This window comes from Bacillus sp. FG16 (assembly GCF_057809515.1).
The window spans coordinates 1-22,965 of record NZ_JBMDKC010000090.1 but is presented as its reverse complement, the minus strand read 5'-3'; the positions used below and the strand labels follow the sequence as shown (position 1 = coordinate 22,965).

The window sequence follows — 22,965 nt, the reverse complement described above, 5'->3', positions numbered from 1 at the left end:
TCAAAATGATTCCAGAATGTTGGGAACCCCTAAAGGGTTTCCCAACACTCTGAAAGAAAGGCATTTGCCTTTCTTTTTTTATGTAAAAATGGCGTAAGTACTCTGTGTTGACTTGCTTGAAGTACTGAAAATTTGGTATCATCAATAGTATTGTAGATTGAACGATATATTATGGAGGTGGCCTAGCCGTGTCAAGAATTTCCGTTGAGAATGTAAAGCACGTAGCACATTTAGCACGTCTTGCAATTACTGATCAAGAAGCAGAAAAATTTCAAAAACAACTAGATGCAATTGTTACATTTGCAGAACAGTTAAATGAATTAGATACAACAGATGTAAAACCAACAACTCATGTATTAACGATGAAAAATGTTATGCGTGAAGATGTAGCAGAAAAAGGTTTACCAGTCGAAGAAGTATTAAAAAATGCACCGGATCACAAAGATAATCAAATCCGTGTTCCAGCAGTATTAGAATAGAGGAGGGGAATTTCGATGTCATTATTTGATCATTCGGTATCAGAGTTACATAAGAAATTAAACAACAAAGAAATTTCCGTTACGGATTTAGTAGAAGAATCTTACAAACGTATTGCGGATGTTGAAGATAACGTAAAAGCTTTTCTTACATTAGATGAAGAAAATGCACGCGCGAAAGCGAAAGAATTAGATGCAAAGATTGGTGCTGAAGATAATGGTTTATTATTCGGTATGCCAATTGGTGTAAAAGATAACATTGTAACTAACGGTCTTCGTACAACTTGTGCGAGCAAAATGTTAGCAAACTTCGATCCAATTTATGATGCGACAGTTGTGCAAAAGCTAAAAGCTACTGACACAATTACAATCGGTAAATTAAACATGGACGAGTTCGCAATGGGTTCTTCAAATGAAAACTCAGGATTCTACGCTACGAAAAATCCATGGAACTTAGATTACGTTCCGGGCGGATCTAGTGGTGGTTCTGCAGCAGCTGTAGCAGCAGGAGAAGTACTATTCTCTCTAGGTTCTGATACGGGTGGTTCTATCCGTCAGCCAGCTGCATATTGCGGTGTTGTAGGTTTAAAACCAACTTACGGACGCGTATCTCGTTACGGATTAGTAGCATTCGCATCTTCACTTGACCAAATCGGACCGATTACACGTACAGTAGAAGACAATGCATACTTATTACAAGCTATTTCAGGTATTGACCGCATGGATGCAACTTCTGCAAATGTTGAAGTTGGAAACTATTTAGCTGGTTTAACAGGCGATGTTAAAGGTTTACGCATTGCTGTACCGAAAGAATACTTAGGCGAAGGTGTTGGCGAAGAAGCTCGTGAGTCAGTACTAGCTGCTTTAAAAGTATTAGAAGGTATGGGCGCAACTTGGGAGGAAGTATCTCTTCCGCACTCTAAATACGCTCTAGCAACGTATTACTTACTATCTTCTTCTGAAGCATCTGCTAACCTTTCACGCTTTGATGGCGTGCGTTACGGTGTTCGTTCTGATAATGTAAATAACTTATTAGATCTTTACAAAAACACACGTAGTGAAGGTTTCGGTGATGAAGTTAAACGTCGTATTATGCTTGGTACATTTGCTCTTAGCTCTGGTTACTATGATGCATATTACAAAAAAGCACAACAAGTACGTACATTAATTAAGAACGACTTTGAAAATGTATTTGCTAACTATGATGTTATTATTGGACCAACAACACCAACTCCGGCATTTAAAGTGGGAGAAAAAGTTGACGATCCAATGACAATGTATGCAAATGACATTTTAACAATCCCAGTAAACTTAGCGGGTGTTCCAGCGATTTCAGTTCCATGTGGATTTGGTGCTAACAACATGCCACTTGGTCTACAAATCATTGGTAAACACTTCGATGAAGCGACAATTTACCGCGTTGCACATGCGTTTGAGCAAGCAACAGACTATCATACAAAAAAAGCAAGTCTGTAAGGAGGCGAGCATAGATGAATTTAGAAACAATTATTGGTTTAGAGGTTCACGTTGAGTTAAAAACAAATTCGAAAATTTTCTCTGCGAGTCCAACAGAATTCGGAGCGGAGCCAAATACACAAACAAGTGTAATTGACTTAGGATACCCAGGGGTGCTTCCTACTTTAAATAAAGAAGCAGTTAACTTTGCAATGAAAGCTGCAATGGCATTAAACTGTGAAATCGCAACGGAAACAAAGTTTGACCGTAAAAACTATTTCTATCCAGATAACCCGAAAGCTTACCAAATCTCTCAATTTGATAAGCCAATTGGTGAAAATGGTTGGATTGAAATCGAAGTAGACGGTAAAAAGAAACGTATCGGTATTACACGTCTTCATTTAGAAGAAGATGCTGGTAAATCAACGCATACAGCTGATGGTTCATTAGTAGACTACAACCGTCAAGGTATGCCTTTAATCGAGATCGTATCTGAGCCAGATATGCGTACGCCAGAAGAAGCATATGCATACTTAGAGAAGTTAAAATCAATCATTCAATACACTGGTGTATCTGATTGTAAGATGGAAGAAGGTTCCTTGCGTTGTGATGCGAACATTTCTCTTCGTCCAGTTGGACAAGAGAAGTTCGGTACAAAAGCGGAACTGAAAAACTTAAACTCATTCACTTACGTACAAAAAGGTCTTGAGCATGAGCAAGTGCGCCAAGAAAAAGAACTGTTATCTGGTGGTATCATCCAACAAGAAACACGTCGTTATGATGAAGCAACGAAGAAAACAATCTTAATGCGTGTGAAAGAAGGATCTGACGATTACCGTTATTTCCCGGAGCCAGACTTAGTTGAACTTTACATCGACGATGAGTGGAAAGAAGCAGTTCGTGCCTCTATTCCAGAACTTCCAGATGCGCGTAAAGCTCGCTACGTTGCAGAAATTGGCTTACCAGCTTATGATGCACACGTATTAACATTAACGAAAGAAATGTCTGATTTCTTTGAAGCAACTGTTGCAGGCGGTGCTGATGCGAAATTAACATCGAACTGGTTAATGGGTGAAGTACTTGCATACTTAAACAAACAACAAAAAGAATTAAAAGACGTTGCATTAACGCCTGCTGGTTTATCTAAAATGGTTCAATTAATTGAAAAAGGTACAATTTCTTCTAAAATCGCGAAGAAAGTATTTAATGAATTAATTGAAAAAGGTGGAGACCCAGAAGAAATCGTTAAAGCGAAAGGTCTTGTTCAAATTTCTGACGAGGGTACACTTCGTAAAGTTGTAACAGAAATTCTTGATAATAATGAGCAATCTATCGAAGACTTTAAAAACGGTAAAGACCGTGCAATTGGCTTCTTAGTTGGTCAAATTATGAAAGCTACAAAAGGACAAGCCAATCCACCGCTTGTTAACAAAATCTTACTTGAAGAGATTAATAAGCGATAATAGTAGTGACTTTTAAAGATTAAGCAGAAAAACACCCGTACATGGGTGTTTTTCTAGGTTAATCAAACGTTTGTTTAAATGAGACAAAATCGTTTAAACAAACGTTTGATTAACTGTCAAAAGTGGAAAAATGTTTGTATAGCAACTATGGTATGATAGTTGCAAAAAGGTGGGAATAATGATAAATCTAAACATAGAGGTTTTTTTTCATCTCATGAAATAATAGATAGTTATTATTCGTTATATGTAAATTTTTATGGAAGAATGGATAGAAATAAAGTGAAACTTTAATCAGTAGGAGGTTCATCCAAAGCTGATTATTAGCCCAGACCAATCGGGCATTTACTGCCCGCAAATAGCGGGATAAATTTTTGGGTTAAATAAAACAAAACCATTGAAATGAATATTTACTTTTGATGGACTACACGAATCGGGTTCTTACTGCCTGTTTGAGCGGGATAAAAGAAGGATAGCAAGATGAGAGGAGGTAGGCATGGGAATACTGAATAGAAGTTCGGTATGTTCTTTTTCGATACATAAAGAAATTTCCTGTGCTAATAAATGATGAAGCGAGCAAGAATTATTTATAATCCTACTTCTGGGCGTGAGCTATTTAAGAAGAGCTTACCAGAAGTATTACAAAAATTAGAACAAGCTGGCTATGAGACATCTTGTCATGCGACAACGGGCCCTGGAGACGCTACTGTGGCGGCGAGGCAAGCTGCGGATCGTAAGTTTGATGTTGTTATTGCCGCTGGTGGCGACGGTACATTAAATGAAGTAGTAAACGGTTTAGTTGGACATGAATTCCGTCCGAAATTTGGAATTATTCCAGTTGGAACGACAAATGACTTTGCACGTGCGATTGGTGTACCTCGTTCTATTGAAGAGGCAGCAGATATTATTTGCGAAGGAAAAACAGTGCCATTAGACCTTGGTAGAGCGAACGATACATACTTTATTAACATCGCTGGTGGCGGTCGTATTACAGAATTAACATACGAAGTACCGAGTAAGTTAAAGACAGTATTAGGACAACTTGCTTATTACCTAAAAGGTATTGAGATGTTACCATCATTACATCCAACATATGTTGAAATTGAGTATGATGGAAAATTACTACAAGAAGAAATTACGATGTTTTTAATTACGAATACTCGTTCAGTAGGTGGATTTGAAAAGGTAGCACCGTATGCATCTATTAACGATGGGTTATTCGACCTGTTAGTACTGAAAAAAGGTTCTATCGCTGATTTGATTAAAGCAGCAACACAAGCACAACGTGGTGAACATATTAACAACCCAAAAGTGTTATATACACAAGCGAACCGAATTAAAGTACATTCACCAGATAAACTAATGATTAATTTAGATGGTGAGTACGGTGGAGATGCACCGATGGAATTCGAAAATATATATCATTGTTTAGAACTATTTGTTCCTGAACATCAAGAGGATGCCCTGTAAAGGCATCCTTTTTTACTTTGTTAAAACGAATTGTAAATTGGGAGTTAGTTTGATTTTTATGGTATTTTTACAATTCTTTTATTTTACATCCATATTTTATTGATACACTGGAGGAGATAAGAAACGAGAGGTAGGGTGCTATGGAGAAGGTAAAAGCAATACTATTTGATAAAGATGGGACATTAATGGATTTTCATTCAATCTGGATAAAAGTAGCTGAAGAACTTGTAGCTGAATGTATAAGTTTATATCATTTACCAAGTACAATAGGGCAGACCTTATTAGAAGAGATTGGTGTAGAGGGAGAATTTGTTAATCCGAGGAGTGCAATAGCTGCTGGAACAAGCCTTGATGTAGCGAAGGGGCTTTGTAATTATATTGAGTCTGCTAGAGAAGAAGAGATGCATCAGTGGGTAAGTGAGAAGTTATTTTCCCTTATGTATGAGTATCGTTCGCATATGAAAATGACAGCGGATTTACCGAAAGTGTTACAGGCATTAAAAGATAAAGGATTTATATTAGGGGTTGTCACGGCGGACGATTTTGCACCGACAGAATTATTTTTAAAACAATATAAGTTGGAAAACTTTTTTGATTATATTATAGCCTCGGATACATTCCCGGCGCAAAAACCAGATAAAAAGATTATAGAAGTGTTTTGTGAGAAATTTAATTTAGAATCATGTGAGGTTGCGGTTGTTGGAGATACGCCAACTGATTTACATTTAGCCAAAAATGGCGATTGCTATGCAATTGGGGTGCTATCTGGTACGGGAGACCGTCCAACATTAGAACCACTTGCTGATTTAGTGTTAGATTCTGTTGGGGAGTTTATTTCTCAATCGGGTGAGTTTTTCTGGGAGAAAGAAAAGTCTAATGTGTAAGGAAAATAAGTCTATAAAGACTCTTAATGAGTCTTTATAGACTTATTTTTGTGCCTGGATACAAAGAATATAGGATAAATGCTAGAAAAGAAAGTTGGCATACATTTTGCAATAAAAAGAGAAAACAATGTAAAGAAAAGGATGGGGTACGCAATGAACACGAAAAAATTTGCTAAAGTAAATGAACAAATTCCAGGACCGAAAGCGGCATCTTTATTAGAACGCCGTCAAAATATAGTACCAAAAGGAGTAAGTAACGGCATCCCAACGTTTGTACAATCTGCAAATGGTGCTCTTGTAACAGATGTTGATGGCAATCAGTACATTGATTTTGCAGGAGCAATCGGGACAATTAACGTAGGACATTGTCATCCAACGGTTAAAGAAGCGCTCCATAAACAAGTCGATCAATACATTCATACTGGATTTAATGTCATGATGTATGAGCCATATATTGAATTAGCGGAAAAGCTTGCGGCATTGGCACCAGGAAGTTTCGATAAGCAAGTCCTCTTTTTAAATAGTGGTGCAGAAGCAGTTGAGAACGCGGTGAAAATTGCTCGTAAATATACGAAGAGACCTGGTATTATCGCATTTTCTAAGGGTTTCCACGGGCGTACATTAATGACAATGACGATGACAAGTAAAGTGAATCCATATAAATTTGGGTTTGGTCCCTTTGCTCCAGAAGTATATAAAGCGCCATTCCCATACGAATACCGTCGCCCAGAGGGATTAACGGAAGAGCAGTATGATGATTTTATTATTGAAGAGTTTAAGAACTTCTTCATATCGGAAGTAGCGCCAGAAACAATTGCAGCTGTTGTAATGGAACCTGTTCAAGGGGAAGGTGGATTTATCGTCCCAAGTAAGAAATTTGTTCAAGAAGTACGCCGCATTTGTTCAGAGAATGGCATCTTATTTGTAGCGGATGAAATACAAACAGGCTTTAGTCGTACAGGAAAATATTTTGCAATTGATCATTATGATGTCGTTCCAGATTTAATTACAGTGTCTAAATCATTAGGGGCTGGTGTACCGATAAGTGGTGTCATTGGACGTAAAGAAATTATGAATGAGTCTGCACCAGGTGAACTGGGTGGAACGTATGCAGGAAGTCCATTAGGATGTGCGGCTGCATTAGCTGTTCTCGATGTAATAGAAAATGAGAAATTAAATGATAGAGCGATAGAATTAGGAAAAGTCGTAATGAACCGATTCGAAGAGATGAAAAATAAATATCATTGCATCGGTGATGTGCGTGGGTTAGGAGCAATGTGTGCATTTGAGGTCGTTCAAGATCGTAAGACGAAAGCACCTGACAAAACGTTAACGGCTAATCTATGTGCAGAAGCAAATAAGCGTGGGTTACTTTTATTATCAGCAGGAACATATGGAAATGTTATCCGTGTGTTAATGCCTTTAGTTATTACAGATGAGCAACTTGAAGAAGGTTTAACAATAATTGAAGAATCATTGCAAGCTTGTTATGAGCAAACAAACATCGCTCGCGTTTAAAAACTGAAGTATAAATAGCAAACATTCTAGCTGACTCTATATTAAATGCAGAAAATTCACTTTATAATAAAGGTAGTGAAGTGGATCGATGGATTTGAAGTTAGGGGGGGGCTAGGATGGTTGCAGAAAAGGAACGAGTGTTAATGGATTTAAAAGATGTATTTGAATATGCGTTTGACGAAATTTTTGTTACAGATGAGCAAGGGATCGTTGTACGTGTAAATAGTACATGTGAAAGGCACTATCAACTAGCTGCAGAAGAGTTAGTTGGTAAGCATGTAAAAGAACTACAAAAGGATGGAATCTTTTATCCATCAGCGACATTAGAAGTGATTGAAAAAAAGAGGCCAATTGAACTCGTTCAAACTACAAAATCAGGAGAGTATTTACACGTTCGTACAAGGCCTGTTTTTGATGATGAGGGAAATTTAAGAAGAGTGATTAGTTATTCTCGGGACCTTACTGAACTCTATCAATTACGTCAAAAGGTAGAGGAAATGGATAATCAGCTAAAAACATATAAAAAAGAATTAAGAGAAACATATGAGCATGAAGGACTTATTTTTAAAAGTCTAGCTATGCAAAAAATAGTCGATACAATCAAAAAAGTATCTGTAGTGGATAGTACTGTTCTCGTTTTAGGCGAGACTGGAGTAGGAAAAAGTCGATTAGTACGCCATTTACATGAAGTGAGTCACCGTAAGAATGAAAGTTTCTATGAAATTAATTGTGCGGCATTGCCAACTAATTTAATTGAATCGGAGCTTTTTGGATATTCAGGTGGATCTTTTACAGGTGCGAATCGTGAAGGGAAAAAGGGACTATTAGAATCCGCGCATAAAGGAACTCTTTTTTTAGATGAAATCGGTGAAATGCCGATTGAAATTCAAGCGAAGCTTTTGCAAGTATTGCAAGAAAAAACATTTCGTCCTATAGGCGGAAGAGAATTAAAAAAAGTGGATGTTCGAATTGTGGCGGCAACAAATAGAGATTTAAGCGAGATGGTGAAACAAGGAACATTTCGGAAAGATTTATACTATCGTCTGAATGTCATTCCAATTGCAATTCCCCCGCTTAGGGAGAGAACAGAAGATATTTTGCCGCTTATTTATCATTACTTGCAGCACTTTAATAAAAAGTACGGACGTGATGTGAAACTAGCGCCGAGTACGTTACAAATGTTTGTTGGATATCCGTGGGAAGGAAACAATAGAGAAATAGAGAATGTAATTGAGAGAATTGTTATTACTGTCGATGATGTTGTAACGGTAGAGGATTTGCCACTCTCTATGCAAGAGGCTGCAGTTGAACAATCGGGGCAAAGCCTTTATAAAATGCTGGAAGAGGTAGAGAGAAATATTATTCTTAAAGCGTATAAAACGTATGGATCAAGTTATAAAGTGGCTGATTTTTTGCAAATTAGTCAATCTGCTGCTACTAGGAAAATTAAGAAGTTCATAGAGGAGGAAGAAAACATTGGATAAAAAGGCGACTTTCGTAAGTATAGATAAAAAGGCGATGTATATAAATGGTGAGTGGATTACACTACAAGAACAAATTGAAGTAAATAATCCTGCGACGAAGGAAATATTTGCAACTGTACCAAAAGGCGGAGTAACAGAGGCAAAGCAAGCTGTTGATGCTGCACATGAAGCTTTTAAAACGTGGTCTAAGTTAACGGCAGCAGATCGTGCCACGAAGTTAAAAAAGTGGTTTACGCTTATTGATGAAAATAAAGAAGAGATCGCAGCGATTATGACGAAGGAACAAGGAAAGCCGTTTGCAGAAGCGCTTGGTGAAGTAAATTATGCAAACAGTTTTGTTGAATGGTATGCAGAAGAGGGGAAACGCGTATATGGTGAAATGATTCCTGCTTCTCATCCGAATAAGCGCATTTTAGTTATGAAGCAACCAGTTGGCGTTATGGCAGCTATTACACCTTGGAACTTCCCAGCTGCTATGATTACGAGAAAGGTAGCCCCAGCGCTTGCAGCAGGCTGTACAACCGTTGTGAAACCGGCAAGTCAAACGCCATTAACTGCATTGAAATTAGCTGAATTAGCTCATGAAGCAGATATTCCAAAGGGCGTAATCAATATCGTAACAGGTAGTGCAAAAGCAATTGCTGATACATGGATGGAAGATGGTCGCGTTCGAAAAGTGTCCTTTACAGGGTCAACGGAAATCGGGAAAGAGTTAATGGCTAGTGCGGCGCAAACGATGAAAAAAGTTTCGCTTGAGTTAGGGGGACACGCTCCGTTTATCGTAATGAATGATGCAGATTTAGATAAAGCAGTAGAAGCGGTGATTGGTTCGAAATTCCGTAATGCAGGACAAACGTGTATATGTACAAACCGAGTATTCGTTCAAGAAGAAGTATACGAAGTATTTGTAGAGAAGTTCCAAAAGGCAGTAGGGCAGTTGAAAGTAGGAGACGGTTTCGGTGACGGAACGACTGTCGGGCCACTTATTGATGAGAATGCAGTTTCAAAAGTACAAGAACATATTGAAGATGCTATTCAAAAAGGTGGAACAGTTTTATATGGTGGTCAAAAGGTCGCAGAGTTAGAGGGACATTTCATTCAACCGACTGTAATTGGGTTGGCAAATGATACGATGCTTTGTATGAATGAAGAAACATTTGGGCCAGTGGCACCAGTTGCGAAATTTAAAACAGTTGATGAAGTAATTGAACGTGCAAATAATACACCATATGGTTTAGCTGCGTATATTTTCACGAAAGACATTAGCCAAGCATTCCAAATTAGTGAAGCGCTAGAGTACGGTATTATTGGTCTAAACGATGGTCTTCCATCAGTTGCACAAGCACCATTCGGTGGATTTAAAGAAAGTGGTATCGGCCGTGAAGGAGGCCATTTCGGCATCGAGGAATATTTAGAAATTAAATATATTTCATTAGGACTATAAGTAGTATACTAGAATCTCTATAAGGTAACAGAGAAGGAGATTCTAGTATGGTATATTGGCTATTATTACTTGTTACAATTATTTTTGAAGTAGCTGGAACAATCGCAATGAAACTATCAAATGGTTTAACAAAGCTCGTTCCAAGTGTACTTATTTTCGTATTTTATGGAATTTGTTTCAGCGTGTTTGCTATCGTCGTTAAAAAGATTCATTTAAGTATTGCTTATGCCATTTGGTCTGGCGTTGGAACGTTACTTATTACAATCATTAGTGTGTACTTTTTTAAAGAGCATATTAGTTTATTTCAAGCATTTTGTATTCTTTTTATTGTTTTGGGTGTCATTGGGCTTAAGGTTTCATCGGCATCATGAAAGCTATCTTTTGTAGAAGATAGCTTTTTTCTATTTGTGCAGTTAACAATTAATACGACAAAATATGACAAGAAAGAGTAAAGCGTTTTGTTATGATACATATGAAATATTGTCTTATGTGGAGGAAAGAGTATGTTAAAAAAGGTAAGTCAAATTGTTTTAATTTTTGGCATAGCTTTTAGTTTAAGTGCTTGCACTGAGACTACAGATAGTAATGAAAGTAAACAAGAAGATATTCAAGATAAAGTGTATAAAATAGGGGAGACAGTAGACGTAGATGGTTTGCAAGTAACTATCGATTCAGTTAAATTAGGATATCCGGATTATGATGAGAATAAAAAGAAAGAGGAGATTTTGGGGATTATTTTCAAAGTAGAAAATAATAGTAAAAAGGAAATACCTTTTGCATTTTATGAATTTGAGATTACCGATAAGAAAGGTACAAGATTTAAAGAATATAATAACCCTGATAGCTTTATTAGTAAAAAGTTAGCACCAGATGAAAAAATTCAAGATATCATGCTATTTGACGTAGCGAAAGAAAATACGTATATCGCTACGTATAGACCGGAGTTTACGCATGAAAATAGAACGATAAAATTTGAATTGAAACCAAATAAATAAAGAAACACATTGGATTATCCAATGTGTTTCTTTATGGTAATAAATTTAAAACGCCCAGTTACCTTTACGGAAGATAGGCTCATGTCTGCCATCAGCTGTAATACCATCGATATCAAGCTCAGCTGATCCAATCATGAAGTCGTTGTGTGTGATACTAGCGTTTGCGCCGTTTTCGGCAAGTTCTTCTTTAGACATTGTTTTTCCGCCAACTAAGTTAAATGCATAAGCATTTCCGATTGCAAGGTGGCAAGATGCATTTTCGTCAAATAGTGTATTGTAGAATAAAACATTTGTGTTTGAAATTGGTGAGTCATGAGGTACTAAAGCTACTTCTCCTAAGAAGTGAGACCCTTCATCTGTTTCTACTAAATGTTTTAAAGCTTCTTCACCAGCTTCAGCTTTATAGTCTACGATACGTCCGTTTTCAAATGTTAACGTGAAATTATCGATAATATTACCTGCAAATACTAACGGTTTTGTACTAGAAACTTGGCCGTTTACACCTGTTTTAAGTGGCATTGTAAATACTTCTTCAGTTGGAATATTAGCCATAAATGGTACGTTCTTTTCATTTAAGCTACCAGCACCAGCCCATACATGTTTTTCTGGAAGTTCGATTGTTAAATCTGTTCCAGGACCTGTATAGTGAAGAGCTTTATAATGCTTTTCGTTTAAGTAATCCACTTTTGTATGTAATGTTTCATCATGTTCTTTCCATGCTTCTACAGGATTTTCTAAATCAGCACGAGTAGCTTTGAAAATAGCATCCCATAACTTTGCTTCTTGTTCTTCTGGCGCTACGTCAGGGAATACTTTCGCAGCCCATTCTTTCGTAGGAACAGAAATTACACACCAGCTTACTTTATCGGCTTGTACGTAATCACGGTATACTTTCATCGCTTCTCCAGCTACTTTATGAGCTGTTGCGATACGTGTTGCTTCTACACCTTTTAATAAATCAGGGTTTTCTGCATAGATAGACATAAATGCAGCGCCTTCTTTTGCTAATTCTTCACGAGCATGTGCTTTCCAAGAAGGGAATTCAGAGAAAGCTTCTTCAGGAGCTAGATCGAACTTTAAGCGTGTTAACGTCTCATCATTCCAATCCACATATACGTGTTTTGCACCAGATTTATATGCTTTCTCTGTAACGAGGCGTACAAATTGTACAGCTTCAAGAGGTGCACTAATTGATAAAGTTTGTCCAGGTTGAATATTAACACCAACATTAACTGCAAGAGCAGCATATTTCTCTAACGTTTGTTCAAATGACATATGTATAATCTCCTTTAATTTGAAAGATTTCTTACTATATATAATACAAGAAAATTCTAAAAATATATATAAATATAAAGTAAAAAGAGAGCTCAAAATGTATTGAGCTCTTACATTTACTTAATTGAAGAAGCAAACTGCTCTACAGTCGTTGTATGGTGTATACGAACGCGCTTCATCTTTAACAATTCATCAGGTTCACCCTTCGTAATGAATTGCCCAGGTTTTGTCGTTGTCGCAAATTGATAATACTTCTTCGTTTCTGCAACAACCTTATCATCTACATGACCGAATGGATAAGCAATCGCGATAACAGGCTTACCTGTTATTTTTTCTAGCTTTTCTTTTGAACCTTTTAACTCTTCCTCATAGTTTGTAATTTTCGGTAAGTCTGCATGTGTTGCAGTATGAGATTGTACTGAGAAAATGCCGGAATCAACCATTTCTTTTATTTCAGAAGTAGAAAGGGCACCTTCTACATCAACGTTATCAACAATCATATATTCTGTTGCTGCCGGTTTAAAAGTATCATCTTTTAGCTTTTGTAAAACGCGAAATGCATTCATATTATTTTTCATACCGTCATCAAATGTAACGAAAATCGGTTTATTTACTTTATTTATATCGCCCCAGCGTTCAAACGTTAACAGCGTATAACCATTGTCCTTTAAATGTTTCATTTGTGCTTCAAAGTTAGCTGGTGAGACGAATAAGTCTTTAATACCTTGACCATGATAATCATCAATTGCGTGATACATAAGAACAGGAACCTTTTGTTCGAAAGTAATAGTAGATTTCGTAAGCGGGATTGTTTTCCCATCTTCTTTCATTCCTGTTGCTTCAATTTGGAACTCACCGCGTTTTCCTTCAAATTCCTTTATATCAAAAGGAAGTGTGAATTGTTTCTCTTTTTCTTTAGAAGAAAAAGATTTAGCACGTTCCTTGCCATCAGCTGTGCGCCAAATTTTATATTGTACTTCATTTAAAGAATCTTTTATGTCTGTAATATGAATACTTGTGTTTGTAGATTCGTGTGTAACTGCATTATATGAGATTTTACCTTGTTTTTGCACAGTCTCTTCTTGTTTCTTAATCCCTTGAGCCGTTTTCTCTTTTTTAGGTTCTGGACTTACATTGTTAGTATTACAGCCTGCTAGAATGGCAGACGTACATAAAGCAATTGCTGCGTATTTCCTCATGAAAATCACCTTCTATTGTGTAGTATGTTGCATATTGACATTAAAATCCCCACCGCTATAAGAGTGGTGGGGATATACCCTTGTTCATCATATCATTTGAAGAAAATGAGGGGAATATGATTTTTAGGAGGCTATTAAGGTAATAGATTAGTGACTTTGAATAGATGTATTTTTTTGTTTCTTATTAGAATTAATAATAATATAACCGACTACAAAGATAAGAGGAATAATGAAGACATAGATAGGCATTCCCCATACATAATAGCTTTTCAGCGTTAAGACTAGTAAATGTAAGAAATCGAAAATTGCGTGGGCTTTCATAATATCCTCCAATGGTTTTTTTGAAAATTATAACATTTTAAACTTGTTATTTGTATAATTTGGAAAGTGATTTAAGCTAATTTTAAAGTAAGAAGAAGACTTATTAATATGCAATTTTGCATACAGGTATGGATTTTATTAAAATATAAAGATTTTATACTATAATAAAAACCGCTATAAAACTAAGTAAGAATAATGTATGGAGTGGAGAATAGAAATGAAATATAAAAAAATAATATATATCTTTTTCATATCGCTATTTATAGTTGGTTGTCAAAGTGAAGTGAGTAAAGCGAATAGTGTGGAAGAGTATATTCCATCGCATCTTATGAATGCGGAAGTGACGGCGGATATTATGACACTAGAATTTCCTTATGAGATAAAAGAGAAATTAGAGAAAATAGGAAATAAAATGAGCGATAGTATTACAAATAATTTAGATTGGTATTTGAAGTATGCCGAAGAAGAAATTATACCGAAAAAAACGTTTCCTTATCATCAAAACTTAGGTATTACAAAAGAAGAATATGATTTTATGATAGATAAAATGAATAATGCAGAATATATAAATACCAAAGACGGAAAACTCTTTTTTAAACAGAAAGATCATGAAATTCAAATTCTCTCTGATGAAAATTTGAAGCTAATTAAAAATATTCGAATTGATACAGAGAAGAATATAATTAAAACTCCTTTAGGAGAATGCGAATATGAAGGTGAAATAAAGGCGTCGGATGAACAAAAAGCTACTGGTCCATGGAGTGGGAAGATGTGGACTTTAAAAAGCGATGGATTACTTTATCATTTTTCATTAGGAAAGTTAAAAAACATAAACAAATCTATCATTTACATTTCAATAAAAGGTATATATAAAGATAGGATTATCAATACAGAAGAAGCAGTTGAATTTCACTCGATTTCATAAAGAATCAAAAAAATCACCTTACTCGTTAAAGTAAGGTGATTTTTTATTAAATAAACAATCCAGCGATTGTCGCAGATAAAATAGAAGCAAGTGTTGATGCAAATAGCATTTTCCAACCAAATTTAGAAACAACGCTTCCTTGTTTTTCAGAAAGGGCACGGATTGTACCAACGATTGCACCAATTTGGCTAATACTTGCGAAGCTAATTAAGAATACTGTAACGATTCCAACTGTACGTGGAGCTAATGTTGTAGCTGTGTCTTTTAAATCAAGGATTGCTACAAACTCATTTAAAACAATCTTTGTACCCATAATACCACCGGCTGGGATAATATCTTGAGTTGGAATACCCATTAAGAATGCGAATGGAGAAAGTATATAACCGAAGATTTGTTGTAAAGTAACAGCATGTCCCATTGCGCCTGAAGCTGCACTAATTACGTAGTTTACAACTTCCATTACACCGATAAAGGCGATCATTAATGCGGCAACGATACCAGCTACTTTTAAACCATCAAGCGCACCGTTAATCATTGCGCCGATAAAGCTGTCTCCGAATAGAGTTCTATCAAATTTTTGAATCACTTCATCTTCTTTTTTCGTATCAACTGGTGTTAATAACGAACAAACGATTAAGCTTGAGAATAAGTTTAGCGGAAGAGCTGCTAGTACGTATTTTGCATCTAACATCATTACGTATGATGCTGTAACAGAAGCAGAAACGGAGCTCATCGCAGAACAACAAATGATAAACATACGATTCTTATTGAAATGCTGTAAATCGTTTTTAATAACGATTAACGCTTCACTTGAACCGAAGAATACAGAGTTTACTGCGTGGAATGATTCAACGCGTGGTAAACCAGTAATTTTTGAAATAGCACCGCCGACAACGCGAACGATGAATGGTAAAACACCTAAATAACTAAAGATTGAAAGTAGTGCTGAGAAAAATACGATAATTAATAATACGTTTAAGAAAAAGACAAAATCTCTGTGAATTCCATTAAAGAGAAAATCGACACCTGTCGTACCAAGTTTAATTAGTTTGTTGAAAACTTTACTAATGAAAATAATGATTTGTTGACCAACCTTTGTAGCAAACATAAACCAACCGATTAAAATTTGGAAACCAATCATAATTGCAATTGCACGGAAGTTGATTTTACTTTTGTTGTTTGACAAAGCAAAACATAAACCTAACACGGCAAGAATACCGATAATGCTCATTACATATTGCATGTAGTTGCCCCTTTCAGAAGTTCGTATAAAGTTTGTACATAAAACGCTCGTTATATTACTAAAAATAAAAGAACGAGGTTTTATGTCATACGTAAGATGTCTGACCTTTTAGAAAAATAAAAATAAAAAAAGACCCATATGGATTCACTTTCATCTATGAGAGAAAGCTAATCAATATGAGTCCTTTTTTGCGCATAGGCTAATATTCATTAGTTTTCCCCATAGTCCAGCAATTTAAGGTTGCCGGGTAGAAACTCTCGATCCATATTATCAAGTATATATGAGGTAACATCGTCCGTATTAAATTAGTAGTAGCGTAACATTAACAGAGAAGTATCGTCAATAGCTTTTTTTCTTCCAATAGAAAAAGACCATATAAGTATGATAAAATGTAACGCAGTGTTATGAAAAAGAGAGGTCGGAAAATGAGTACTAAAATGACGCCACCAGTTGAGAAAAACGAGTTTATAGATGTAGTATTTGAAGATTTAACACATGATGGTGCCGGTGTTGCGAAAGTAAAGGGCTATCCTATTTTCGTTAAAAACGGATTACCAGGTGAAGAAGCGCAAATTAAAATTATTAAAGTGAAGAAAAACTTCGCATTTGGTCGTTTAATGAAGCTTCATACAGAAAGTCCATATCGTAAAGATGCAGAATGCCCAGTATATAACCAGTGCGGCGGTTGTCAGCTTCAGCATTTAACTTATGAAGGACAGTTACAAGCGAAAGAAAAACAAGTACGTGACGTTATGCAGCGTATCGGAGGACTAGGTGATGTTCCTGTTCATCCTGTACTTGGCATGAAGAACCCGTGGGTATATCGCAATAAAGCACAAGTACCAATCGGAGAACGTGAAGGCGGACTTGTAGCTGGTTTCTATCGCCAAGGAACGCATGACATCATTAATATGGAATCATGCTTAATTCAGGCAGAAGAAAACGATACATTAATTCAAGAAGTAAAACGTATTTGTGAAAAGCACGGTATCACTGCGTACAATGAAGAGCGTAACAAAGGAACACTTCGTCACGTAATGGCTCGTTACGGACAAGTAACAGGGGAAATTATGCTTGTCTTCATTACACGTACAGCAGAATTGCCGAACAAAAAAGCAATCATTGAAGAAATTGCAGCGAAATTCCCAGAAGTAAAATCAATTGTTCAAAACGTAAATACGAAGCGTACGAATGTAATTTTCGGAGACAAAACGACAGTATTATACGGATCAGAATATATTTATGACTTTATCGGTGACATTAAATTTGCGATTTCAGCACGTTCATTCTATCAAGTAAATCCAGAACAAACGAAAGTGCTATACGATAAAACGTTAGAATACGCAAAATTAAATGGTAACGAAACAGTAATCGATGCCTATTGCGGAATCGGATCAATCTCGTTATTCCTAGCGCAAAAAGCGAAAAAAGTGTACGGCGTTGAAATCGTCCCAGAAGCAATTGAAGACGCAAACCGAAACGCAGTACTAAACAACATGACAAACGCTGAATTTGGCGTAGGAGAAGCTGAAGTAGTTATTCCAAAATGGTACAAAGAAGGCGTAATCGCCGACACAATGGTCGTAGATCCACCGCGTAAAGGCTGTGACGAAGCATTACTAAACACAATCATCGACATGAAGCCAAACCGCGTCGTATACGTATCGTGTAACCCAGCAACATTAGCACGTGATTTAAAAGTACTAGAAGAAGGCGGATATAAAACACAGGAAGTACAACCTGTTGATATGTTCCCGCATACGACTCATGTGGAGTGTGTGGCTTGGCTTAAGTTAGTATAATAGGAAAGCAGTTGTTATAGGGAAATCTATACCATCTGCTTTTTGGTTTACAAAAATACCATTCATAAGCGATTTTAGTTAAAATAAATATTGCTGATTTTCACAAATTATAAATTGAGATTTTGAAATTGTATTCATAGTGAGAGGATTTGAATTTAAAATGATAGATAATTTTTGGCGTGAATTACCACGACCATTTTTCGTACTTGCACCAATGGAAGATGTGACAGACGTTGTTTTCCGTCACGTAGTAAGTGAAGCTGGTCGTCCGGACGTATTCTTCACAGAGTTTACAAACTCGGATAGTTATTGCCATCCAGAAGGTATGAAAAGCGTACGTGGCCGTTTAATTTTTACAGAAGACGAACAACCGATGGTAGCACATATTTGGGGAGATAATCCTCAATACTTCCGTCAAATGAGTATCGGTATGGCAGAGCTAGGATTTAAAGGTATCGATATTAACATGGGTTGCCCAGTTCCGAACGTTGCATCAAGAGGAAAAGGTAGTGGCCTTATTCTACGTCCAGACGTTGCAGCAGAACTTATCCAAGCAGCAAAAGCGGGCGGACTACCTGTCAGCGTAAAAACAAGACTTGGCTTTAAAGAGTTAAGCGAGTGGGAAGATTGGTTAACGCACATTTTCAAACAAGATATTGCAAACCTTTCTATTCATTTACGCACAAGAGAAGAAATGAGCCAAGTAGATGCGCATTGGGAACTAATTCCGGAAATAAAAAAATTACGTGACCGCATTGCACCAAATACGTTAATAACAATCAATGGAGACATCCTTGATCGTAAAATGGGGCTGGAACTTGCTGAAAAATACGGCATTGATGGCGTAATGATCGGACGAGGCATCTTCAAAAATCCATTTGCGTTTGAAAAAGAGCCAAGGGAACATAGCAGTAAAGAACATCTAGATCTTTTAAGACTACAACTTGATTTACAAGATCAATATGCAGAAGTACTGCCACGCTCAATCACAGGGCTTCATCGCTTCTTCAAAATTTATGTAAAAGGCTTCCCTGGGGCTGCTGAATTGAGAAATCAATTGATGAGCACGAAATCTACTGATGAGGTGCGTGCTTTGTTGGATAGGTTTGAGGATAGTGTTGGTGTGGCTCAGGATAGTGAGACGGTTTAACTTTTAAGCAGTTAAATCATTTCATATGTAGTGTATGACATGAGTGAGTTGAAAATAAGCGTAGAGCTGGAAAAGAACAGTGTATTTGAGAAATCAAAGCACTGTTTTTTTCTTTTAGTTAATGTTAAGAGAGAAATCTTTTTAAAGGCATATAAAAAACACGTAAGAGCTCTGTAGATACAATGATAGAGAAAAGTTCGGGTAAGACTATAAAACATATCTTTAAAATGTTAAAGTATTAATTTAGCGGACAATAACTAAAAGGTTAGATTTAAACATGATAATTTAAAGCACGTTATAGGATAAACTTTAACTGCTGAATAAATAATCAACATTTCAGGAGGAAACCCAATGGCAATGAGCAACAACGATATATTAAAAAGAGTAAGATATGCTTTAGATATAAGAGATATAGATATGGTAGAAATCTTTAAACTAGGTGGCGTAGAAGTAACGAAAGAAGACGTAGTTGATATGCTTACAAAAATAAAGAGAGCTCCTCAGCATGAAGCTGAAAATGATGAGGTAGCTGAAGATGAGTACGTAAAAACATGCGATATGATGATGTTAGAGGCATTTTTAAATGGATTTATTACTTTAAAAAGAGGAAAGCAAGATCCTAAACCAGGGCAGCCTGCACCTGTACAGAGCAAGGAGAGTGCCAATAACCTTCTTCTAAAGAAAATGAAAATCGCACTATCTTTAACGAGTGAGGACGTACTTGATATATTAGATAGCGTGGGCGTTACGGTAACAAAAGGAGAGTTAGGCGCTCTATTAAGAAAAAAAGGTCATAAAAATTACAAAGAGTGCGGCGATAGATACGCAAGGAATTTCATTAAGGGATTAGGTGTAAAGTATAGAGGATAATGAGTTCGTTAAAGCAGTAAATGATATAATAGGTAGAGTAGGACGTTCGTATCCTACTCTTTTTTATTTGTAAAAATACTATGCTAGGTGATGAAATGGTACATACATATTTAGGTGAGACAATTAATTTTCATATAACTTATAAGAAGAAAAAGTCCGTGCGTCTTTTTGTGGATTCGTATGGAAATGTGGAAGTGCAGGCTCCGAAAGGGACACCTGTTGAATACTTAGTCCAGTTGCTAGAGGAAAAGTGGGATTGGATTCAGACAACTCGTAAGGAAATGGCGGAGCGAGCGCGTGGACCACAGGAAAAGGATTACGATCAAGGAGAAGGCTTTTTGTATTTAGGGAATACGTATCCGATACAGATTTCCCAAGATGTAAGTATTGAGCAAGACAATGCGATTTTTGAAGGGGATAAGTTACATATTTATGTAAAAGAGCTAAAGGATGAGAAAATACAGCAAGCTTTAAAACGATTTTATTATAAGCAGTGTAAAACTTTAGTAGAGAAGAGTATTAAAGCGCATCAAAGTAACTTTAAAACAAAACCACGTTCTATTCGTATTACAGATAGTAGTCGTACTTGGGGTACTTGCGATTCGAATTTACAACTAACATTCAATTGGAAGCTAGCAATGGCACCACAGCGAGTAATTGACTATGTAGTTGTTCATGAAATGTGTCATATGGTTCATTTAAATCATGATCGATCTTTTTGGCGTCTTGTCGGGAAGATAATGCCTGATTATAAAGAAATGGAGAATTGGTTAGCGTTATCTAGTTGGAAGATGACGGTTTAGTAGGAGTTCCCAACCCGAGGTATTGTGTAAATAAATATTATTATTCGAATCATATAGAATTATTAATTTTCAGTGCAGTGTGATATTATCAAAAATATAAATGGATTAAAATGGAATATTATTGTGGTGGGAGTGAGAAAGTGCAAACAAATAATGTGAAATCAGTCCTTGAAGCGTGGCGTTTGATAGAGTCATTAAATCCAAGTGAAGTTCCTGGTAAGGAAGAAAGAATAAAAAAGAGTTATTTTAAAGATAATCAAGATAGAAATAGAACAAAATTAATACAACTTGAGGAATACCCTTGGGAAGAAAATCAATTGAAAGATGATGAGAACTATAAAGTGCAATATCAGTACTATATGTCTTGTTTTGAACATTATAAATTAGTTGATTTTATAAGGGGAATTTTAAAAAATAGTGACGAGGTTATTAATAAAGATTATAAAATATTATTTGGTTTTTCTTTTTCTGTAGATGATGAAGGGAACTATATTACAGGCTCAGTATTTGTTCCTTTGCTTATGTATGTAATGAAAAGGATGATACAGAATAGGGGGAATTATCATAATAATCTTCTTGTTCAATTTGACGGTCAATTAAAGTTGTTTGAAGAAGAGATAAAAAATACTTTTATTAATGGAGTAACAAGCGAGACCTTAATCAAAGTTCAGCAAATTTACCAACGTTATTTTTATCAAGTAGAAGATAAAAACATACATTATTTGGAATTAAGGGTAATTAAAGCGGATAAGGAAGTTCCTATTCAAAATTTTAATAGTTTTTATTTAAGAGATTTGGTTAATATACTGGAAAAAGGGGAAAATGAAGCGCTTCGTCAGTTTATTCAGGGAGTGAATACTGAAAAACGTATAGATATAAATGAGAATCGGGAATATATCGAAACTATTTTACAACCTATCCATATACCCGATGGACGTTGGCCATCACCTGTAGAACATAGATTATCATTGATGCAGCAAGTAGCTGTTAACCAGATTTTAAATAGCAATCAACAAATTAGTTCTGTTAATGGGCCACCAGGAACAGGTAAAACTACATTGTTAAAAGATATTTTTGCAAATATTGTAGTTGAAAGGGCAAAGGAAATAATAAAGTTTAAAGATCCTACCCAAGCATTTCAAAAAGAAGAAACAATTAAGGTGGACGACTATTATTATCCAATATATATACTGGCTCCTATTTTAAGCAAATATTCAATGGTAGTTGCATCAAGTAATAACGGGGCTGTTGAAAATATTTCAAAGGATTTGCCAAAAGAAAAGGAAGTAATACGTATATCTAATGAAAAGGAATCGACTCATTATGATGCTTTATATGCTCAAGAGGCAAGTGAACTAGAGATGTATTCATCAGTAGCGCAAGATCTTTTAGGAGATGAGATAAAAACATGGGGTCTATTTTCAGGAGTTCTTGGGAAGTCAAAAAATATTTATAATTTTGGTCAAGCTTTATATAAATCAAAAGAAAATGGAAAAGGGTTTATACAACAACTAGAAGAAGAGAGCAAAATCATAACATTAGAAAACTGGGAAAATGCGGTTAAAGATTTTCAAAATGTTTTCGAATCGATACGTAAGAAAAAAGAAAAACTTCAAAAATTCTCTAATAATTATAAAGGGAATTTATCTTTGAGTGACTCATTAGAAAAAAAGAAAGAACAAATCTTTATATTTGAAGAAGAAAAAACAAAGATAGATAACAGATGTGAGTATTTAGAAGTACAAAGAAAGCTGACAGAGCAACAAATTCAAATGGTACCGAAGCTATCTTTTTTTAAAAGGCTTTTGGGTAAGAAAAATGTTAAAAAACTGGAGTTCGAAAAGGAATTAAATGATATTATTTCTGAATTAAAGGGAAAACAGGAAGAAGCTTATTTAAAAGGGGAACAAATAAAAGATAATAAGAAAATAATAGAGAAAATAAAGGTAGAGAATTCTATTTTTATAGAGCAACAAAATTATTATAAAGAACAAGGTATAGTACTACCGAGTGAAGAGTATTGGTCAAATTCAAAAGAGGCATATGAATATCGTCAACTAAATACAATTTGGCTTACTGATGAATTGAACTTTGAAAGAGGCTTGCTGTTTTTAAAGGCTATGAAAATTCATAAGTTACTATATAAGTTCCGTTTAATGTTTTAACATCGATAAAAGTGTCTATACTGCTT

Annotated in this window: 20 protein-coding genes and 1 riboswitch; of the genes, 16 read left to right on the top strand and 4 right to left on the bottom strand. The window is 35.8% G+C overall.

Features of this window, described 5'->3' with window-relative positions; translation table 11 throughout:
- Positions 1-188: 188 nt before the first annotated feature.
- From gatC to ACODS7_RS24840, 10 genes are all read left to right on the top strand, one after another.
- The gene (gene gatC / locus ACODS7_RS24885; RefSeq protein WP_016083721.1) at positions 189-479 is read left to right on the top strand and encodes an Asp-tRNA(Asn)/Glu-tRNA(Gln) amidotransferase subunit GatC; all 291 of its coding nucleotides are present in this window, start codon (positions 189-191) and stop codon (positions 477-479) included.
- A 15-nt stretch (positions 480-494) separates the two neighbouring features.
- Entirely contained in the window at positions 495-1,952 is a 1,458-nt protein-coding gene (gatA, locus tag ACODS7_RS24880) for an Asp-tRNA(Asn)/Glu-tRNA(Gln) amidotransferase subunit GatA (protein WP_243168453.1), read from the top strand.
- Between the two features lie 14 nt (positions 1,953-1,966).
- Positions 1,967-3,394, top strand: coding sequence for an Asp-tRNA(Asn)/Glu-tRNA(Gln) amidotransferase subunit GatB (gene gatB / locus ACODS7_RS24875; RefSeq protein WP_016083720.1), 1,428 nt, complete (start codon positions 1,967-1,969; stop codon positions 3,392-3,394).
- A gap of 561 nt (positions 3,395-3,955) precedes the next feature.
- On the top strand, positions 3,956-4,861 hold the full coding sequence (locus ACODS7_RS24870) for a diacylglycerol kinase (RefSeq protein ID WP_000977679.1): 906 nt from the start codon (positions 3,956-3,958) through the stop codon (positions 4,859-4,861).
- A gap of 140 nt (positions 4,862-5,001) precedes the next feature.
- Entirely contained in the window at positions 5,002-5,745 is a 744-nt protein-coding gene (locus ACODS7_RS24865; RefSeq protein ID WP_048564823.1) for an HAD family hydrolase, read from the top strand.
- A gap of 153 nt (positions 5,746-5,898) precedes the next feature.
- Entirely contained in the window at positions 5,899-7,263 is a 1,365-nt protein-coding gene (gabT, locus tag ACODS7_RS24860) for a 4-aminobutyrate--2-oxoglutarate transaminase (RefSeq protein ID WP_243168452.1), read from the top strand.
- 116 nt (positions 7,264-7,379) lie between these two features.
- On the top strand, positions 7,380-8,747 hold the full coding sequence (locus tag ACODS7_RS24855) for a sigma-54 interaction domain-containing protein (protein ID WP_029441476.1): 1,368 nt from the start codon (positions 7,380-7,382) through the stop codon (positions 8,745-8,747).
- A complete protein-coding gene (gabD, locus tag ACODS7_RS24850) occupies positions 8,740-10,191 on the top strand; it encodes an NADP-dependent succinate-semialdehyde dehydrogenase (RefSeq protein ID WP_029441477.1) in 1,452 nt (483 codons plus the stop codon). The genes ACODS7_RS24855 and gabD overlap by 8 nt, the downstream gene beginning before the upstream one ends.
- A 47-nt stretch (positions 10,192-10,238) precedes the next feature.
- The gene (locus ACODS7_RS24845) at positions 10,239-10,562 is read left to right on the top strand and encodes a DMT family transporter (RefSeq protein ID WP_000263262.1); all 324 of its coding nucleotides are present in this window, start codon (positions 10,239-10,241) and stop codon (positions 10,560-10,562) included.
- Positions 10,563-10,694: 132 nt separating this feature from the next.
- Entirely contained in the window at positions 10,695-11,186 is a 492-nt protein-coding gene (locus tag ACODS7_RS24840; protein ID WP_029441478.1) for a DUF4352 domain-containing protein, read from the top strand.
- A gap of 45 nt (positions 11,187-11,231) precedes the next feature.
- Here the strand turns inward: ACODS7_RS24840 and ACODS7_RS24835 are convergent, their stop codons facing one another.
- The 3 genes from ACODS7_RS24835 to ACODS7_RS24825 all read right to left on the bottom strand — a co-directional run bounded on the left by ACODS7_RS24835 (position 11,232) and on the right by ACODS7_RS24825 (position 13,981).
- Positions 11,232-12,461 (bottom strand): aminopeptidase, encoded by a 1,230-nt coding sequence (locus tag ACODS7_RS24835; protein WP_000007372.1) that lies wholly within the window; start codon positions 12,459-12,461, stop codon positions 11,232-11,234.
- Between the two features lie 116 nt (positions 12,462-12,577).
- A complete protein-coding gene (locus ACODS7_RS24830; protein WP_029441479.1) occupies positions 12,578-13,660 on the bottom strand; it encodes a polysaccharide deacetylase family protein in 1,083 nt (360 codons plus the stop codon).
- Between the two features lie 147 nt (positions 13,661-13,807).
- Positions 13,808-13,981 carry a hypothetical protein gene (locus ACODS7_RS24825; RefSeq protein WP_000643592.1) on the bottom strand — a complete coding sequence of 58 codons (174 nt, stop codon included), beginning with the start codon at positions 13,979-13,981 and terminating at the stop codon, positions 13,808-13,810.
- 217 nt (positions 13,982-14,198) lie between these two features.
- Between ACODS7_RS24825 and ACODS7_RS24820 the strand changes: the two genes are divergently transcribed.
- Positions 14,199-14,906, top strand: coding sequence for a hypothetical protein (locus ACODS7_RS24820; protein ID WP_224981476.1), 708 nt, complete (start codon positions 14,199-14,201; stop codon positions 14,904-14,906).
- Positions 14,907-14,952: 46 nt separating this feature from the next.
- Here the strand turns inward: ACODS7_RS24820 and ACODS7_RS24815 are convergent, their stop codons facing one another.
- Positions 14,953-16,149 carry a NupC/NupG family nucleoside CNT transporter gene (locus ACODS7_RS24815; RefSeq protein ID WP_016083714.1) on the bottom strand — a complete coding sequence of 399 codons (1,197 nt, stop codon included), beginning with the start codon at positions 16,147-16,149 and terminating at the stop codon, positions 14,953-14,955.
- 202 nt (positions 16,150-16,351) lie between these two features.
- Positions 16,352-16,453, bottom strand: a riboswitch (purine riboswitch).
- 121 nt (positions 16,454-16,574) lie between these two features.
- Here ACODS7_RS24815 and rlmD point away from each other — a divergent pair.
- The 5 genes from rlmD to ACODS7_RS24790 all read left to right on the top strand — a co-directional run bounded on the left by rlmD (position 16,575) and on the right by ACODS7_RS24790 (position 22,939).
- Entirely contained in the window at positions 16,575-17,951 is a 1,377-nt protein-coding gene (gene rlmD, locus ACODS7_RS24810) for a 23S rRNA (uracil(1939)-C(5))-methyltransferase RlmD (RefSeq protein WP_098640616.1), read from the top strand.
- Positions 17,952-18,111: 160 nt separating this feature from the next.
- Complete coding sequence (locus ACODS7_RS24805) at positions 18,112-19,101, top strand: tRNA dihydrouridine synthase (RefSeq protein ID WP_098640617.1); 990 nt, start codon at positions 18,112-18,114, stop codon at positions 19,099-19,101.
- A gap of 351 nt (positions 19,102-19,452) precedes the next feature.
- Positions 19,453-19,971, top strand: a complete 519-nt coding sequence (locus ACODS7_RS24800) for a YehS family protein (RefSeq protein ID WP_025710048.1) — start codon at positions 19,453-19,455, stop codon at positions 19,969-19,971.
- A gap of 95 nt (positions 19,972-20,066) precedes the next feature.
- Entirely contained in the window at positions 20,067-20,774 is a 708-nt protein-coding gene (locus tag ACODS7_RS24795; RefSeq protein WP_016083710.1) for a M48 family metallopeptidase, read from the top strand.
- A 140-nt stretch (positions 20,775-20,914) separates the two neighbouring features.
- Positions 20,915-22,939: an AAA family ATPase gene (locus ACODS7_RS24790; protein WP_488827805.1), complete on the top strand. Its 2,025-nt coding sequence runs from the start codon at positions 20,915-20,917 to the stop codon at positions 22,937-22,939.
- Positions 22,940-22,965: the final 26 nt, after the last annotated feature.

What these genes read in the sequence shown, in the direction of transcription:
- gatA (WP_243168453.1), top strand. Translation starts at nt 495, where the DNA reads ATGTCATTATTTGATCATTCGGTATCAGAGTTACATAAGAAATTAAAC.
- gatB (WP_016083720.1), top strand. Translation starts at nt 1,967, where the DNA reads ATGAATTTAGAAACAATTATTGGTTTAGAGGTTCACGTTGAGTTAAAA.
- ACODS7_RS24870 (WP_000977679.1), top strand. Translation starts at nt 3,956, where the DNA reads ATGATGAAGCGAGCAAGAATTATTTATAATCCTACTTCTGGGCGTGAG.
- ACODS7_RS24865 (WP_048564823.1), top strand. Translation starts at nt 5,002, where the DNA reads ATGGAGAAGGTAAAAGCAATACTATTTGATAAAGATGGGACATTAATG.
- gabT (WP_243168452.1), top strand. Translation starts at nt 5,899, where the DNA reads ATGAACACGAAAAAATTTGCTAAAGTAAATGAACAAATTCCAGGACCG.
- ACODS7_RS24855 (WP_029441476.1), top strand. Translation starts at nt 7,380, where the DNA reads ATGGTTGCAGAAAAGGAACGAGTGTTAATGGATTTAAAAGATGTATTT.
- ACODS7_RS24845 (WP_000263262.1), top strand. Translation starts at nt 10,239, where the DNA reads ATGGTATATTGGCTATTATTACTTGTTACAATTATTTTTGAAGTAGCT.
- ACODS7_RS24840 (WP_029441478.1), top strand. Translation starts at nt 10,695, where the DNA reads ATGTTAAAAAAGGTAAGTCAAATTGTTTTAATTTTTGGCATAGCTTTT.
- ACODS7_RS24835 (WP_000007372.1), bottom strand. Translation starts at nt 12,461, where the DNA reads ATGTCATTTGAACAAACGTTAGAGAAATATGCTGCTCTTGCAGTTAAT.
- ACODS7_RS24830 (WP_029441479.1), bottom strand. Translation starts at nt 13,660, where the DNA reads ATGAGGAAATACGCAGCAATTGCTTTATGTACGTCTGCCATTCTAGCA.
- ACODS7_RS24825 (WP_000643592.1), bottom strand. Translation starts at nt 13,981, where the DNA reads ATGAAAGCCCACGCAATTTTCGATTTCTTACATTTACTAGTCTTAACG.
- ACODS7_RS24820 (WP_224981476.1), top strand. Translation starts at nt 14,199, where the DNA reads ATGAAATATAAAAAAATAATATATATCTTTTTCATATCGCTATTTATA.
- ACODS7_RS24815 (WP_016083714.1), bottom strand. Translation starts at nt 16,149, where the DNA reads ATGCAATATGTAATGAGCATTATCGGTATTCTTGCCGTGTTAGGTTTA.
- rlmD (WP_098640616.1), top strand. Translation starts at nt 16,575, where the DNA reads ATGAGTACTAAAATGACGCCACCAGTTGAGAAAAACGAGTTTATAGAT.
- ACODS7_RS24805 (WP_098640617.1), top strand. Translation starts at nt 18,112, where the DNA reads ATGATAGATAATTTTTGGCGTGAATTACCACGACCATTTTTCGTACTT.
- ACODS7_RS24800 (WP_025710048.1), top strand. Translation starts at nt 19,453, where the DNA reads ATGGCAATGAGCAACAACGATATATTAAAAAGAGTAAGATATGCTTTA.
- ACODS7_RS24795 (WP_016083710.1), top strand. Translation starts at nt 20,067, where the DNA reads ATGGTACATACATATTTAGGTGAGACAATTAATTTTCATATAACTTAT.